The organism is Devosia sp. (assembly GCF_048261455.1).
GTDB lineage: Bacteria > Pseudomonadota > Alphaproteobacteria > Rhizobiales > Devosiaceae > Devosia_A.
Genome location: NZ_JBLXGA010000011.1, coordinates 42,359 through 56,905 on the forward strand (window position 1 = coordinate 42,359; position 14,547 = coordinate 56,905).

The 14,547-nt window shown below is 63.3% G+C and carries 15 protein-coding genes and 1 tRNA gene; 4 read left to right on the forward strand and 12 right to left on the reverse strand.

Annotation, left to right across the window (positions count from 1 at the left end):
* Window positions 1-3: 3 nt before the first annotated feature.
* The 6 genes from ACN0TK_RS12560 to ACN0TK_RS12585 form a co-directional block, all read right to left on the reverse strand.
* The gene (locus tag ACN0TK_RS12560) at window positions 4-1,431 is read right to left on the reverse strand and encodes a hypothetical protein (protein WP_417309851.1); all 1,428 of its coding nucleotides are present in this window, start codon (window positions 1,429-1,431) and stop codon (window positions 4-6) included.
* The gene (locus tag ACN0TK_RS12565; protein WP_417309852.1) at window positions 1,428-1,757 is read right to left on the reverse strand and encodes a hypothetical protein; all 330 of its coding nucleotides are present in this window, start codon (window positions 1,755-1,757) and stop codon (window positions 1,428-1,430) included. Before ACN0TK_RS12565 ends, ACN0TK_RS12560 begins: the two co-directional genes overlap by 4 nt.
* A gap of 895 nt (window positions 1,758-2,652) precedes the next feature.
* Window positions 2,653-4,167 (reverse strand): YfjI family protein, encoded by a 1,515-nt coding sequence (locus tag ACN0TK_RS12570; RefSeq protein WP_417309853.1) that lies wholly within the window; start codon window positions 4,165-4,167, stop codon window positions 2,653-2,655.
* Window positions 4,160-4,543, reverse strand: coding sequence for a hypothetical protein (locus ACN0TK_RS12575; protein ID WP_417309854.1), 384 nt, complete (start codon window positions 4,541-4,543; stop codon window positions 4,160-4,162). The genes ACN0TK_RS12570 and ACN0TK_RS12575 overlap by 8 nt, the downstream gene beginning before the upstream one ends.
* Window positions 4,543-4,764: a DNA-binding protein gene (locus ACN0TK_RS12580; RefSeq protein ID WP_417309855.1), complete on the reverse strand. Its 222-nt coding sequence runs from the start codon at window positions 4,762-4,764 to the stop codon at window positions 4,543-4,545. Before ACN0TK_RS12580 ends, ACN0TK_RS12575 begins: the two co-directional genes overlap by 1 nt.
* A gap of 162 nt (window positions 4,765-4,926) precedes the next feature.
* The gene (locus ACN0TK_RS12585; RefSeq protein WP_417309856.1) at window positions 4,927-6,282 is read right to left on the reverse strand and encodes a tyrosine-type recombinase/integrase; all 1,356 of its coding nucleotides are present in this window, start codon (window positions 6,280-6,282) and stop codon (window positions 4,927-4,929) included.
* A gap of 110 nt (window positions 6,283-6,392) precedes the next feature.
* Between ACN0TK_RS12585 and ACN0TK_RS12590 the strand changes: the two genes are divergently transcribed.
* Window positions 6,393-6,471: transfer RNA gene (locus ACN0TK_RS12590), tRNA-Glu, on the forward strand.
* A gap of 146 nt (window positions 6,472-6,617) precedes the next feature.
* Window positions 6,618-7,385, forward strand: coding sequence for a gamma-glutamylcyclotransferase (locus tag ACN0TK_RS12595; protein ID WP_417309857.1), 768 nt, complete (start codon window positions 6,618-6,620; stop codon window positions 7,383-7,385).
* Window positions 7,386-7,409: 24 nt separating this feature from the next.
* Here the strand turns inward: ACN0TK_RS12595 and ACN0TK_RS12600 are convergent, their stop codons facing one another.
* The gene (locus ACN0TK_RS12600) at window positions 7,410-8,399 is read right to left on the reverse strand and encodes a transglutaminase family protein (RefSeq protein ID WP_417309858.1); all 990 of its coding nucleotides are present in this window, start codon (window positions 8,397-8,399) and stop codon (window positions 7,410-7,412) included.
* Between the two features lie 109 nt (window positions 8,400-8,508).
* Between ACN0TK_RS12600 and ACN0TK_RS12605 the strand changes: the two genes are divergently transcribed.
* Window positions 8,509-9,345 (forward strand): transglutaminase-like domain-containing protein, encoded by an 837-nt coding sequence (locus ACN0TK_RS12605; protein WP_417309859.1) that lies wholly within the window; start codon window positions 8,509-8,511, stop codon window positions 9,343-9,345.
* A 36-nt stretch (window positions 9,346-9,381) separates the two neighbouring features.
* On the opposite strand, the gene ACN0TK_RS12610 is transcribed toward ACN0TK_RS12605, so the two are convergent.
* From ACN0TK_RS12610 to ACN0TK_RS12630, 5 genes are read right to left on the reverse strand one after another with little or no spacing between them, the layout of a single operon-like run.
* Window positions 9,382-10,194, reverse strand: coding sequence for an ABC transporter ATP-binding protein (locus ACN0TK_RS12610; protein WP_417309860.1), 813 nt, complete (start codon window positions 10,192-10,194; stop codon window positions 9,382-9,384).
* 11 nt (window positions 10,195-10,205) lie between these two features.
* Window positions 10,206-11,261 carry a FecCD family ABC transporter permease gene (locus ACN0TK_RS12615; protein WP_417309937.1) on the reverse strand — a complete coding sequence of 352 codons (1,056 nt, stop codon included), beginning with the start codon at window positions 11,259-11,261 and terminating at the stop codon, window positions 10,206-10,208.
* 5 nt (window positions 11,262-11,266) lie between these two features.
* Complete coding sequence (locus tag ACN0TK_RS12620) at window positions 11,267-12,298, reverse strand: FecCD family ABC transporter permease (protein ID WP_417309861.1); 1,032 nt, start codon at window positions 12,296-12,298, stop codon at window positions 11,267-11,269.
* 1 nt (window position 12,299) lies between these two features.
* Complete coding sequence (locus tag ACN0TK_RS12625) at window positions 12,300-13,253, reverse strand: ABC transporter substrate-binding protein (RefSeq protein ID WP_417309862.1); 954 nt, start codon at window positions 13,251-13,253, stop codon at window positions 12,300-12,302.
* Between the two features lie 60 nt (window positions 13,254-13,313).
* Window positions 13,314-13,583, reverse strand: a complete 270-nt coding sequence (locus ACN0TK_RS12630; RefSeq protein WP_417309863.1) for a hypothetical protein — start codon at window positions 13,581-13,583, stop codon at window positions 13,314-13,316.
* 203 nt (window positions 13,584-13,786) lie between these two features.
* Here ACN0TK_RS12630 and ACN0TK_RS12635 point away from each other — a divergent pair, with 203 nt between their 5' ends.
* The gene (locus ACN0TK_RS12635; protein ID WP_417309864.1) at window positions 13,787-14,545 is read left to right on the forward strand and encodes an SDR family NAD(P)-dependent oxidoreductase; all 759 of its coding nucleotides are present in this window, start codon (window positions 13,787-13,789) and stop codon (window positions 14,543-14,545) included.
* Window positions 14,546-14,547: the final 2 nt, after the last annotated feature.

Here is a 14,547-nt window from a genome sequence, read left to right on the forward strand (position 1 = left end):
CTTTCAAAAGAAGCCGGTTTGCAGCACCACGACTTGCGACGAGGTGCGCACCAGAACTAGGTCGAGCGCCCCGGCAACGGCGTTCGCCACGTCATCGTGTCCATTCGGTGCGTGATCGATGCTTTCACGCCCACCGCGCGCCACCCGCCGCTCGAGGCCCACAAACTGGGTGACCAGCGTTCGGTTATCGAGCAGGTCAGCGCGACCCGAGTTGAGGATAGGCAGCAAGTCGCGATACAGATCGGAGCGTGGTTTGTCGGACAGGGCGTAGGCAATATCGAGCTTGCGGAATTGCTCGCGTGGCCATTCGCCGGCGTAGCGGTCGCCCGTCACCTCATGGATGCCGTACTGCTTGAGGAAGCCGCAGAACTCAGTGACCACAGCTTCGGGTGAGAATGGCGGCTTGCGTTCGCGGACCGCATCCAGCACCGCCATATCGCCTTCGCGATGCGCAATGGCGAGGGTCATGGAGTCGTTGCTACCGCCCGAGGGGTCCACAAACGCCCGGTAGGTGACGCCGCTCTGGCGCGGGCGCTCGTGGATGCCAATAGAGACGCACGCCTCAACCACTTCGAGCGAGACGAAGGCCTCAATGTCCTTGCGAAACTCAGCGCCAAACTCAGCGGCAGCTGATGACGAGTCCTCTTCGAATGCCTCGCTGAGAAATTCGCCGTCGCGCGCTAGGTTCGGGTTCATCACCCAGGTAGGGGCCTGCACGACCAACACGTTGCTGGGCTTCGCCCAATGACGCTTCCACTTCCCATAGAGCAGCCCTTTGCGAGCATGTGGACTGCTGATGCCGATCAGCATCGCACCGGGGATTGTGGCCATGGCGGGCTTCACCGCCGCATACACGTCCACATCGGGATTGACGCTGCCCTCCGCATGCCAAAAGGCGCACTCGTCAAAGACCGCAGCGACCACAGTGCGGCCACGCACACGGCGTCGGTCGTTAGTGGTGATCTCGATGCCGAGCCCGTTGCTCAGCTCAAGCCCATCGGCGGTGTCCTTCACGACCATACGGGCCAACATCGGTTGCTCGAACATGGCCTTGAGGTAGCCTAGGCAGACACGGGCTTGGTCGCGGTCAACGGCGAGTAGCTGCACCACACCCCGCTCGCCGCGCGTCAGGTGCGCCCGGTACCCGTAGGCCTCAGCGCCAACGGTCGCGAAGTATGCCACGAGGGACGCCGCCTTCACGTCCTTGCCGCCCCGCCGTCCAACGATGAACCACGCCTCGGTGGCTGGCTCGGTCGGTCCCTCGCTCCTGCCGGTCAAGTGGGTGAAGACGGCAAGCTGGGCCTCGGTAAGCGGCTCGCCGAACAGGGCCTTGTCGATGACCCGCCATGCACCCCAGCTATCGCCCTTGAACCAAGGTCCGAACAGTGCCGGGTCGGTGCAGGCCTCAGCGAAGGTGATGGCGTGCGTCATTCGCCCTGCCCCTTCTCTGATGCCCGTTGCTGCATGTACTCGGAGATAGTGGGCGTCACATCGCGCGTGCGCCGCTCAAGCCCAATATCCTGCAGGATTCGCCGCAGCGAGTTGGCCGCCGTGGTCAGCGACCCAATCTCTACCTCTTCGCCATTGGCCAGCTTCACTTCTACCGCCTCGCACCAGACGCTGAGCGACGCTGCGCGGCGGATAAGCTGCTTCTGGCTCTCCGAGGGGTCACCGCCCATGTCGGATGTGAAGGTTGCAACGAGATCGCGGTATCGACGTGCGAGGGCAGATCGCCCGTCGAGCCCTTCCACGAACATGCGCGTCCCATTAGCGACCGCAGAACGATGGGTGAGCTTAGTATTCGTGGTCGGGGCGCGATCTCGTTGCAATTGACGGCCAGTCCATTTCGCAGATGCACACGCGGCGATATTACACGCGCATTACACATGCTGGGACAGCACAACTGGAATTGCAAGCAATTACAATTAGATGCATATTTTTCACCAGCACATGTTTAGGCCGTAGCAGGGCGGAAACCTGTGTTAACCACAGCTGCCGGGGCGGCTCAGCAGGGCGACGTACTGACGGGGAAAAATGTGCGATGGAGGGCGAGTGTGTGGCGGGGTCATCTACTACCCGAACCCGGTGACTACACCGTCAGAGCCTCGTCGCAAGCTGCGTCACCGCTGCTTTCGCGCTAGCCGGGGCTACAGCGGCGGCCGCGTGCGCCAGTTGTACTGCTCGGGCCAGCGCTGCTCACTGGCTACCGGGGCGGCTGTGCCGAAAGCAGGGAACATCAAAATGCGACGCGGTACGCGGTGCTAAGCTGCAAGGGCAATGGCAGGGAATCGTAGCCAATCGTAGCGGCCGAAAACCGGAGGTTTGCAACGATCATAGCGGCACCAAACCGCTGAAACTAACTGGTGTTTGCTGGAATCGTAGCAATCGTAGCCGTAGCAGCAGGTTCGGTAATGGGGATCGTGGCAACCGCGCCGCAGCGGGGCAACAGAAGATACAAGCTATCTCTCTATCTATCAGACCGATTCCCGCTACGAGCGCACCAGCAGCGCAGCGCGCAGGCTCGGGAGCCGCTATTTCGCTACGATTCCCGGAAGTACACCGGAAACCCTTGGGTAGCCTCGGTTTTCGCCATAGCAGGGCCCTTGCTATGACCCTGCTACGATGGCTACGATCCGCAATTAGCCTTCAAGGTCAGCTGTATTCCTTGAACACCTGCGGCGCGATCGTGATGAGCTTCGTTTTTGACCCGGGCGCTTGAGTAACTCGGATGCGGTCGTGATCCGCGAGCAACGAAATGGCGTCGTCCAGCTTCCTGCCGCTACGCAATGCATTCGGGCCTTTCTGGCGGACCATGTTAACCGTCATGCGGACCCCACGGTTCTGACGGCGCGTCAACCATTCTTCGAGCAACTCGGCGTTTCGTACCTCCTCGGTGGCATCTGCCACCTGACCGAACCTCACAGCTTCATCGAGGTACCAGCGCATCAAACTACATGCGTCAATCATCGCCTTCTGCGTGATCGGCTCAGAACTGCCCATCGTGAAGATGTGGCAACAGCAGGCCAACCGTACCGCATTCTCTGAGGCCTTATTGGCCACATCCCTGATGCCGGAATATTCAGAGTCACATCCGAGAAGCTCCTCTACCTCATCGTGGAAGGCTACCCAGACCTTTCTGGCGTCCGCGTCCATATCCACCGGCTGAGGATCGATACGATCAAACTCGTCGAACAGCGGCGGCATGTCCAGCAGGGCTGTCACGCGAGCGCAGAAGGCCCTAAGGGCAGGCATGTCGCCATCAGGGTCATTGTAGTAGCGAGTGCCCTGCGTTGATTCAGGATGGCTGAAGAGGAAACGCGCGAAGTAGCCGATACCCCGCGCCAAGCCGGCCGTGCGCTCTACGAAGTGGTTCATGACAGCAGGTTGCACCTGGAGCCCGTAGGTGGCCCTGACGCGCTCTATCTCGACACGCCCGCGGCTGACACGTGTCTGGCGAATGGGACCGCCGTCCCACATAACGTTGATGGTCGCGAGGTTCCGCATTGCGGTCTCGTTGCCCATACTGTGGGAACCGAAGAGCACCCCAGCCTCGGAACTGATGACGGCAGCAATTGGGTACTGCTGTAAGTCGATAAGCAGCGCCTCGGTAGTGTCGTCGCCTCGCAGCAGTTGGGCAAGTCTCGGTTCCTGAGGCTTCGCGGCTTCATGAAGCTTCACCTGATCTAGATCGAAGCCCAGTGCAGCGGTGTGGTCAACCTGCGTCTGCATCTGCCGGAGTTCGTCACCGGCAGCGCTCCATGCCTCCAACTGAGCGTCATATCCCTTCTTGGCTTCACGGAAAGCACGGGCCTGTCGCGCCTGCCAGTCGTGGAGAGGTTCCATGAACAGTCGGTCGATGGCGGTCTTGCGTTCACCTGACTCTGCCAACGTCAAGAAATAGAGTGAAGCAGGTCCGACCAGTCTGGAGTCGCGTCGTACGTCAAAGAGATGCTGCACTGCCACCGACACTACCGATAGGGCGCACGCTGCTGTCATGGCCATGGGGGCCTGCACGTACCCCTGCACCTCTCTGATTGCATCCGCAATGAGAGGCGGGAGAGACTCGATTGGGTAGTCCAGCGGACGCAGCTCTCGCCGCAGCGGCCTCGGATTCCACGGCTGCTCCAGAAGCCACTCGCCGTAGTCTTGCTGGCTTACGTCAACCATTCCCACCTCCCGCAAGGAACCGCACCAAGAGGATGCGTCGAGCGGCCTCAATTAGCGGGTCGATCGTGAGCTGCGGTTCCTCGCCACAGAGGGCAGCGAAATCCTTCAACCAGGCGGCGTTCTTTTCGCTGATCTGTCCGGACTCAATGCGGGCAGCAAGCAGAGCGGGCGCGTTCTTCCGACCCACGTGGCTGCTACCGTCTGAATCCAGCAAGTTGGCAATCTGCAACCAGCCGCTGTATTCGGTAGCCATGTGGTGGCCGTTGCATGCAAGGTAGTCGTGCGTTACTATGGAAAAGCAAGTATCGCTGATCTCATCAGCATTGGAAGTCCGGTGGCGTTGGCGCGCCCCGGACTTTTTGTTCGCGCGCTCCATTATGCCACCTCCCTCACCGGAAGGCTTTCGAGGAAAGCAATTAGGTCCGATGCGAGGATGATGTTGCGTTTGCCGAGCTTCCGTGCGCGCAGTTTGCCCTGTTTCATCGCGATGAACATTTCTGTTCGCCCGATACCGGAGGCCTCGACGGCTTGGTCGATGGTGTAAGCAAGCTTGAGGGATGACGTGAATGCGTCATCGCGGCTGATAGAGGTTTTCACTTTAGGGCTCCCGCCAGCATGAGCCGTCGAATCCCAGACGGTGGCGGGGTGCGCAGTTCGGAGACAAACAGAACTGGATCGTCATGCGCTGCCAGCAACTGGCAGCAACACATATGTATACGACAGCGTGCGCTACTGCAAATATATTAGCGAGACGTTTTGCTATTGCTTAAAATTGACGACATTTGCCTCATTGCTCTGCGGAACGAGCGGAACTACAGCAGCCCTCGCCATATCCTCCAGCCCATCAACAATCCAGCGGCTATAGTGTGCTTCGATCATTCCGACACTGGTGTCGTGCAGCGCGGCAACAAGGCGAATAGGCAGGTTGGCCCGGATACCCCTGACAATCGAAGTGTGCCTCAGCGCATAGGGAATTGCGCTGGGCAAGCCAGCGCGCTCCCTCACCGCCTGCCAAGGTCGGATCATTTCGGACGAACTCTGCCACGGCCCACGCTCCGTCCGGACCCACGACACGCCCCCTGGCGCTTGACCATGTCGCCAACGCTCAAGCAGCGGCAAGCCAGCATCCCTGCCATGCGTGGCCACAAGAAGCTCGTCAAGCACGTCATGGCCAACGGGGATGGTTAGGGAGCCCGAATTACCGCCCCTGCCCTTCCGGCTAGCAGGTACGATCAACCGCCCAGCTTTGAGCTGGCAATCTGCCACCCGCATGCGGGCGACCTGTGAGAATCTTGCACCAGTGGCCGTAAGGACGAGGACCAACCTAAATAGGTCGCCCTCCCACTCCTGCTCTGCGTCAACCTCACGGGTCGCGCGCAGCAGCCTAGCGATGTCCGCATCGGCAAGGATCTGGTTGTCACGAGCGACAGGGTCAGCCTCCTCGGCGTCGCTGTCGATCCGCAATCCGTTCTTGATGATGTCGGGCAAGCGCGGGTCAAGCCGCTCGCGATTCGCTGAATATGCGCTGTTTAGCGCTGCCTTGAGGTCACCGCCAAGACGGTCACGCGTTGCATGCTTTAGCGACTCGGGCAGACCTGCCTGCCACTCGCGCAGATCGGCCTCAGTTAGTTTGTGGAGGGCAATGTTAGCCAAAGTCGCCTTCGGTATCTCATCCTGCTTTCCACGTGCAGGCGCGCCGACGACGTAGCGACCAAGGCGCTGACTAGCATCACTTCGGACCTTTCGCCCGGCACGCTTGCTGTCGCGTGCATCCCGAACAGCAATGTACTGCTCCACCGCCACTTGAACGGTGAGCACCGGTCCTGCAGCCTGCGCGATGACTTCTAGCCGTTCGCTCTCAACTAGCTCGCGGGCGCGTTTGATGGCGGCCTGGAAATCCAACGTCCCGGCGCTAAGCGAGTCGTCAGCCGTGCCAACCTTGGCCTGCTTGTACCCAACTCCATTCCGCCAGCGCACAATCCAAACACCCCCGCGCTTCCCCTTGCGGTAGCCAAGATGAACTTCGGGATCGATGCCACGCCAGTGAACGCCAGCCGGTAGCTTCTCCCTAGCGTTGCGGGTTGTGATGGCAGCTTCGTTGAGAGTCTTGGCCACAGCGCGCTTCCTAAGTTGTCCAATATCGGTCAAATATACGACAGCGTACGCGAGCGCACAAGCGTGTACGAGTAGGCCACATACGTATGGTATTTCAGACACTTATGCGCACGCACATGTACGATTGGCAGGGACGAAATGCGCCCTCTCACGGCGGGAACAGGGGTTCGATTCCCCTTGGGCGTACCAACTCTCCTTCATCATCCGTTTCGTGCAGGTTTGACCTGCCCAATTCGCCAGCTGTTCGGCTGCGCTTTGGTGCTGTTTGATTGCGCCACCCAATGCACGCGGATCGGCGCCAGTGTGCCGATGCGTTCAGACCGAGGAGCAAGCCAGTGAGTGCAGGAACGCCTGAGACATCGGACCGGGGCGTGCCGGTGGAGGCGTTTGCGCATCACCCCGAACTGCGCGACCGGATCGTCGATCCGCTGAGCTCGTTCTTTCGCACTTTCGATATCGCGGCGCTGGCAGAGGCGCATCCGGAACTCGATATCAGCTGGATATCGACCGATGCGGACCGCGAGGCGGCACGGGCGCGGGCACTCGCAGCCCATGGTGGCGGTGACCTGTGGGTCTTCGCCTATGGCTCGCTGATGTGGGACCCGGCGTTCAGGTTCACCGATGTGCGGCGCGCCGTGGTGCCGGGCTATGCGCGGCGGTTCATCCTGCTCGACACGAACGGCGGGCGCGGCACCAAGGCGGCGCCCGGACTGATGGCGGCACTCGATACCGGAGACCGCTGCGAGGGGCTCGCTTTCCGGATCGCGGAGCAGGACATCGAGACCGAAACCGAAATCCTGTGGCGGCGCGAAATGGTCGGCCCCGCCTATCTGCCGACCTTCGTGGCGGCAGAGCTGGATGACGGGGTGCAGACCGCGCTGACCTTTGTGGCCGATCATGATGCCGAGAACATCGCGTCGGACCTGACGCGGACCGAACAGATCCAGCTCCTGGCGCATGGCGCCGGCATGCTGGGCACCAGCAAGGCCTATCTCGAAAACATCATCAGCCAGTTCGCCCAACTCGGCATTGTCGATGCGGATTGCTCCGGCCTGCTTGAAGAGGTCGAGGCCTATCTGGCGGCGCAGAACGGCGCAGCCTAGTCATCCCGAGCGCTGGGGATTGTCTCAGGTACGGGCGTGGCCGCCGGGGCGCCAATAGGGTGTGCGCGGCCGCGACGGGCCGATGGGTGCCGGTTGCGAGAGGCGCTGTGCGGCTTCGGCGGCGCGCTGCCGGGCCGAATTGAAACCGGGATCAGTGGTGACGTTCACCTCGACTGTCATCCCCTGATAGTCCGCCGGATCGCCGCTGTATTTGCCGCTGAGAGGCTTGGCCTGGCGCGGCTCGCGCGCGACGCCGATGCGCACCAGATCCTTGCTACCGACAATGCCATTGGTGGGGTCGAACTCGACCCAGCCGGCGCCCGGCACAAAGACCTGGACCCAGGCGTGGGTGGCGCCGCCGCCGCGCAACTGCCCGGTGTCGCGGGACGGCACATAGATATAGCCGGTGACGAAGCGCGCGGCGAAGCCGAGCGTGCGGCAGGCTTCGATCATCAGCAGGGCGAAATCCCGGCAGGTGCCCTGCCCCGTCGCCAGCGTGTGCTGCGGCGTCTGGGTGCCAGGATCGGTGCGGCGCGAGTATTTCAAAATCTCGCGGATGCCCATGGTCATGGTGAGCAGCAGATGGCCGGTTTCGGTTTCGAGGCCCGAATTGGTGAAGCGGCGGGCGAAGGCCTCGACCTCGGGACCGGGGTGATGGGGGCGCATATAGGCGGCAAGATCGGGCAGTTGATCGGGGTCATATTCGAATGGCCAGACAAGGCAGCGCTTTTCGGCCTGAAAGCGCGGCACCATCAGCGGTGTATGGTCGAGCACGATATTGGTCTCGAAGCGCAGTTCGTCGTCCGGCTGATCGAAATTGCAGATGGTGATCGAATTTCCGAAGACGTCGTGAATCCAGTAGGTGTCGCTGGTCTGCGGCGATACGGTCAGTTCGGCGTTGAGCAGCCGCTGGTCGTGACTGTCGCGCGGGCGGAACATGAGCCGATGCTCGCCGAACCGCACGGGCTTGGCGTAGCGATAGGTGGTGACGTGCCGTACTTTGAGGATAGTCATGCGCCGCTCTTGCTGCCCTTCCCCGTAGAACCTGCCCCACGTCCCGAGGTTCCAAGGAACCAATAAGATGCCGGCGAATTGCTGGGTCAATTGAAATATGGGTACTCAGATGAAATTCACGGTCGAAACCGAACTTCAATATGACGTCGCGCAGGAAACCTTGCTGATCCTCAATATCGAGGCCCAGGAAGGCGGCGAACAGAAAATAATCGAAGAAAACTTTTCGGTCTCGAGTGGCGTGGAAGCCGAGAGCTTCACCGTACCGGAGACCGGCAACCGCTATCGCCGGCTGCTGCTGCCCAATGGCACGCATGTGTTCCACTATCATGCCGTGGTCGACAGCACGCCTCATATCGCCGACCCGTCGACGATCAACGAGCTGACGGTCTCGCAGCTGCCGTTCGAGGTGCTGTCGCACCTGTCCCCCAGCCGCTATTGCCAGTCGGACCTCTTGAACCGCTTCGCCTGGCGCGAATTCGGCAATATCGCCAGCGGCCACGACAAGGTGACGGCGATCTGCAACTGGATCTACGAGAATGTCGATTATCGCGCCGGCAGCAGCGACAGCATGACCTCGGCCAATGACACGTTCATCGAGCGGGCCGGCGTGTGCCGCGATTTCGCGCATCTGGGCATCACGTTTGCGCGGGCACTGGGCATTCCGGCACGCTTCGTTTCGGCCTATGCGCATGAGCTGAAGCCGCAGGATTTCCATGCGGTGTTCGAGGCGTTTCTGGGCGACCGCTGGTATCTGTTCGACGCGACGCGGCTGGTGCCGCTCGACGGGCTGATCAAGATTGCCGTGGGGCGCGACGCGGCGGATTCCGCCTTCTCGACGTTCTATGGCGACCTCAGTGGCCCGCCAAAAGAGGTCTCGGTGCATCGCCATGAATCGCGCGGCAATGACGCGTGGACGGCGCAGGCGATCAGCATTTCCGGACACTAGGCGGCGACGGCGCGGCCAGCGGGCAGCGCCTCAAACCTATTCCGCCGCCTGACGCTGGTGGTGGCGGCCGATGGGGACGACCATCGGGCTTTGCGACACCGGATCGGCAATGACCCGGGCATGCACGCCGAAGACTTCATGCACCAGATCGGGTGTCACGACGTCGGATGGCGCGCCCGCGGCGACGATGCGGCCGGCGCGCATGGCGACGATGTGGTCGGCATAGCGGCAGGCAAGATTGAGATCGTGCAGCACGGCGACGACCGTGCGGCCCTTGTCGACGACCAGATCGGTGACGAGATCGAGGACTTCGACCTGGTGGTTGATGTCCAGAAAAGTCGTCGGCTCGTCGAGCAGCAGCAGCTCAGTCTGCTGGGCGAGCGCCATGGCGATCCAGACGCGCTGGCGCTGGCCGCCCGAGAGCTCGTCGACGGCTCGATCGGCGAAGGCCAGGGCGCCGGTGGCCGTCAGCGCGTCGGCAACGATGGCGTCATCGGCGGCGCTCCAGTGACGGAACCAGCCCTGATGCGGATAGCGGCCCCGCCCGACCAGATCGGTGACGGTGATGCCGTCCGGCGCCACGGGCGTCTGTGGCAGGACGCCGAGCCGGGTCGCGACCTCGCGGGTCGGCAGTTGGTGGATGGCCTTGCCGTCGAGCTGAACGGTGCCGGATGCCGGCGCAAGCAGCCGCGCCAGGCCGCGCAGCAGCGTGGACTTGCCGCAGGCATTGGCGCCGACGATGACGGTGAACTGGCCAGGCGGAATGGCGAGATCGAGCTGATCGACAATGGTGCGATCGCCATAGCCGAGCGACAGGCCGTGGGCGGAGAGCTGATGGGGGCGTTTCATGATGCGGTCCTTCAGCCTCCCTGTCCCGAGCGATTTGCTGCAGCGAGCAGATAGATGAGAAACAGCGCGCCGAGGGCGCCGGTGACGACGCCGACGGGCAGCTGGTTGCGGCCAAGCAGGTGCTGGGCGATCTGGTCAGCGCCGATGGTGACAGAGGCGCCGACCAGCGCCGAGGGCAGCAGCGGCCGGCCGGCAGGGCCGAGAATGCGCCGGGCGATCGGGCCGGAGACGAAGGCGACGAAAGCAATCGGACCGACAGCGGCGGTGGCGAAGGCGGCGAGCAGGACCGCGGTGCCGAGCAGCGACAGCCGAGCCAGTTCGACCCGCGTGCCGAGACCGCGCGCCGTGTCATCACCGAGCTGCAGCGCCGTCAGCTGACGCGACAGCACCAGCGCCAGTGGCAGCAACAGCAGCAAAGCCCCTGCGAGCGGCGCCATCTCGGCAAAGCTTGCGCCATTGAGGCTGCCGGTGAGCCAGGAGAGCGCTTTTTGCACGTCGAAGATGCGGGCGCGGGTGAAGAGCCAGGAGATCAGCGACGAGGCCATGGCGGCGGCGCCGATGCCGACCAGCACCAGCCGATAGGGCGTGACGCCATCGCGCCAGGCCAGCGCATAGATGGCGATCGCGATGCCCAGCGCGCCGCCACAGGCGGCCAGCGAGACGGCAAGGCCGCCCCACCCGAGGATGACGATGGCGAAGACCGCCGCGGCGCTCGCGCCGGTGGAGATGCCGACGATATCGGGACTGGCGAGCGGATTGCGCAGCACGGTCTGGAAGATGACGCCGGAGAGGCCAAACGCCGCCCCCGCCATCAGGCCCGCCGTGAGACGCGGCAGGCGGACGCCAAGGACGATGAACTCGGCCGCCTTGTCGCCGCTGCCAGTGATGGGCGAGAGCAGCGCCGCCAGCACGTCTGCGGCGGGCAGTGGGTAGTCGCCGACCGTCAGGGCGATGGTGGCAAGCCCTGCGAGCAGGACGAGAAGACCTGCAACGGTCAGCCGGTAGCGGTGCCGGAGGGTGGAACGGACTTTGCCGACGGGGCTGGCGCCGGCGATGGCTGGGGCAATCGTGCTCACAGTTCGGCGAGCTTTCTGCGCCGCACCAACGCGATGAAGAAGGGCGCGCCGAGCGCGGCCGTGAGTATGCCGACCTGCAGCTCGCCGGGCCGCGCGACCACGCGCCCGAGGACATCCGCGCCGAGCAGAAGGATGGGTCCGAGCACCATCGAATAGGGCAGGATCCAGCGGTAGTTGGGGCCGGTGATGGCGCGGGCAACGTGGGGAATCGTCAGCCCGACGAAGCCGATGGGCCCGGCTGCGGCCGTGGCGGCGCCAGCGAGGATAACGGCGGCCAGCCCGGCTATCCCACGCGACAGCGCCACGCTCTGCCCCAGCCCGCGCGCCACATCGTCGCCCATGGCGAGCCCATCGAGGATGCGGCCGGTGCTCAGCGCGAGCAGCATGCCGCCAAGCAGGAAGGGCAGCACCTGGAACAGGATGTCGAGCGTGCGGCCCGAGAGCGCGCCGACCTGCCAGAAGCGAATCTGGTCGAGGGTTTCGACATTGGTGATGAGGATGGCAGAGGTGACCGAGGTGATGGCGGCTGTGAGCGCTGCGCCGGCCAGCGCCAGCTTGACCGGCGTCGCGCCTTCGCGGCCGAGCGACGCGACGGCATAGACCGCTATGGTGGCGAGGCCCGCGCCAAGAAAGGCGAGCCAGACATAGGTCGTGAGCTGGGTGATGCCGAAAAACGAAATGCCGAGGACGACGGCCAGCGTGGCGCCGGCCTGAATGCCGAGAATGCCCGGATCGGCGAGCGGATTGCGGGTCGCACCCTGCAGGATGGCACCTGAAAGGCCGAGCGCCGCGCCGACGAGCAGCCCGACGAGGGTGCGCGGCAAGCGCAGGTCGAGGATGATGCGATGGCTCAATTCATCGGGGTTATAGTCAAAGAGCGCCGCCCAGACATCGGCGACCGGGATCTGCCGCGCCCCGACAGCAATCGAGGCGAGCACCACGACCCCCAGAACAACCGTCAACAGCGCAAGCCCCAGCGCGAGCGCCGGGGGCCGGTTGGGGCGGCTTGCTGCGACGGCGAGGCTCACGTCAGTCCGTCAGGTTCTCGTCCGCTGCGGCGATAGCGGCGGTGAGCGTGTCGAGCGCCGTGGCATAGGCGCGATAGTTGCGCAGCCAGAAGGCGGGCCAGTCCGTCACCTGCCCCGCTGCCGCGGCCTTCATCGCCGTCCAGGTGGGCTGGTCGAGGGCAGTCTGCATGGTGGCGGCGGAGCGATTGTCGACGAGGATCAGGTCGGGCTGGTACTTGTCGGCGTTCTCCCAGCTCAGGGTCTCCCAATAACCGCGGTCGTCGGCCGTCTCGGGGTCGATGAGATGCAGCCCCCAGCTGGCGAAATCGGAGAGTTCGGCCGAACCGCCCGTCGCGGCGACATAGAGCGCGTCGGTGCCGGCCCAGACCGGCATGGCGACGAGCCCGGGCTTTGCCGCAACCACGGACTTGAAAGCGGCCAGCGATGCGTCGAAAGCGGATTTGTCGGCGGCGATAGCCGGATCGGCGAGATCGGCGCCGAGGCTCTCGGCCAGTGCCGAATAGTCCTCGATCAGCGTGACGACCGAGTCCCGCTGCGCCGGGCCGGTGATCGGTGCGAGGTTCATGATGGGCTGACTGGACGAGTCCGCGCCGCGTTCGAAGCCGCCCCAGGTGCTGTCCATCGGCCACCATTCCGCGACGATCAGATCCGGCCTCAGAGCGGCGGCCTTTTCGACATTGATCTCGCCCCAGGCCTCGCCAACGATCTCGATGCCAGTGAGGTCGAGGCCCTGCAGCGCCTTGTCGTCTTCCACCGGGCCATCGACATAGATGCCGACCGGCCGGATACCGAAGGGGATGAGCCCGGCGGCCGCATGAGCATGCGCGACGATGCGCTGCGGGATGTGATCGAGGGTGACGGTCTGGCCCGAGCCATCCTCATAGCTCCATTCCGCGGCCAGGGCGGGCGCAGCAATGGCGGTGAACAGGACAGCGGCAGCAATACGCACGAACATGATGATCTCGACACAGTGACGTCTGGCGTCACCTACCGGCCAATAACCTGATACGTCAAGTCAAGATATGTGCGCCGGTGCTCCGTAGCGCCGCGGCGTGAAGCTGCCTTCGCGTGCATCGCTTTGGCTGGACCAGATGACCCAGTATTTTCCATCCTCGTCGGGGACGAGAACTTCGCTTTCGCGGCCGTTGTGGGCAGCGTAGCGGGCCTGGTCGCGCGCTTCGAGTGCCGCGTTTTCACGCGACTCGAAGGGGCCCTCGGCCTTGCCTTCGAAATCCACCCACCAGGCTTCACGACTGTTGATCACGAGATAGAGAGACTTGGACATCTGCGCCCCATGGCTATCCACGCGGTGCCACCACCACCGCGCGACAAGATTCTCCTCCCAGACCCCGAGTGTGCATGGCTTTTGGGCGCTGCACATAGCGGCAAACCCGCATTCGCAGGCTGCGCTAACAGCTTCCTCCACGCCGGTGGATAATTTCGGGTACAAGTTGGATCAGTTTTGATCGGGGAGCCGTTGCTACGTTCATGAAGACACAAAATGGTATTGCCTGGATCATTGGCGGTGGCTCCGGTATCGGCGCCGAGATGACGCATCAACTGGTGGAGCGCGGCTGGACGGTGGCGATTTCGGGACGCACGGTCAAAAAGCTGGAGCGGGTCCGGGGCACCAACCCAAACATCGCAATCTATCCCCTGGACGTGACCGACCGCGCCGCGGTGGACCACACGGTGGCGCAGGTTGCCTCGGAGCTGGGACGGATCGACCTGTTTATCTATGGCGCGGCCGCCTGGGAACCGATGGACGTCGGCGACTACGATCCCGAGAAATTCGGCAAGATTGTCGAGACCAACCTGATGGGCATGGTGGGCATGGCCAACCCGGTGGTGTCCCAGATGGAGCGCCAGGGCGGCGGCCAGTTCGCGGTGATCTCATCGGTCGCGGGCTATTTCGGCCTGCCGCGGGCAGCAGGCTATAACGCCACCAAGGCGGCGCTGATCAGCCTGCTGCAAACCATGCGCACCGAACTCAAGCCCAGGAACGTCGTGGTGCGGATGATCGCGCCCGGGTTCTTCAAGTCCGAGCTGACGGAAAAGAACGACTTCCCCATGCCGTTCCTGATGGAAACCAAGGAGGCGGCCCGCCGGGCGCTAGACGGCCTGTTCGGCTCGGACCGCTTCGAGATCGCTTACCCCAAGCGGCTGGCGTGGCCGATGAAGCTGATGCGTATGCTCCCCTACCCCATTTTCTTCGCCATTACCGACAGGATGATGCCGAAGGAGTAGCG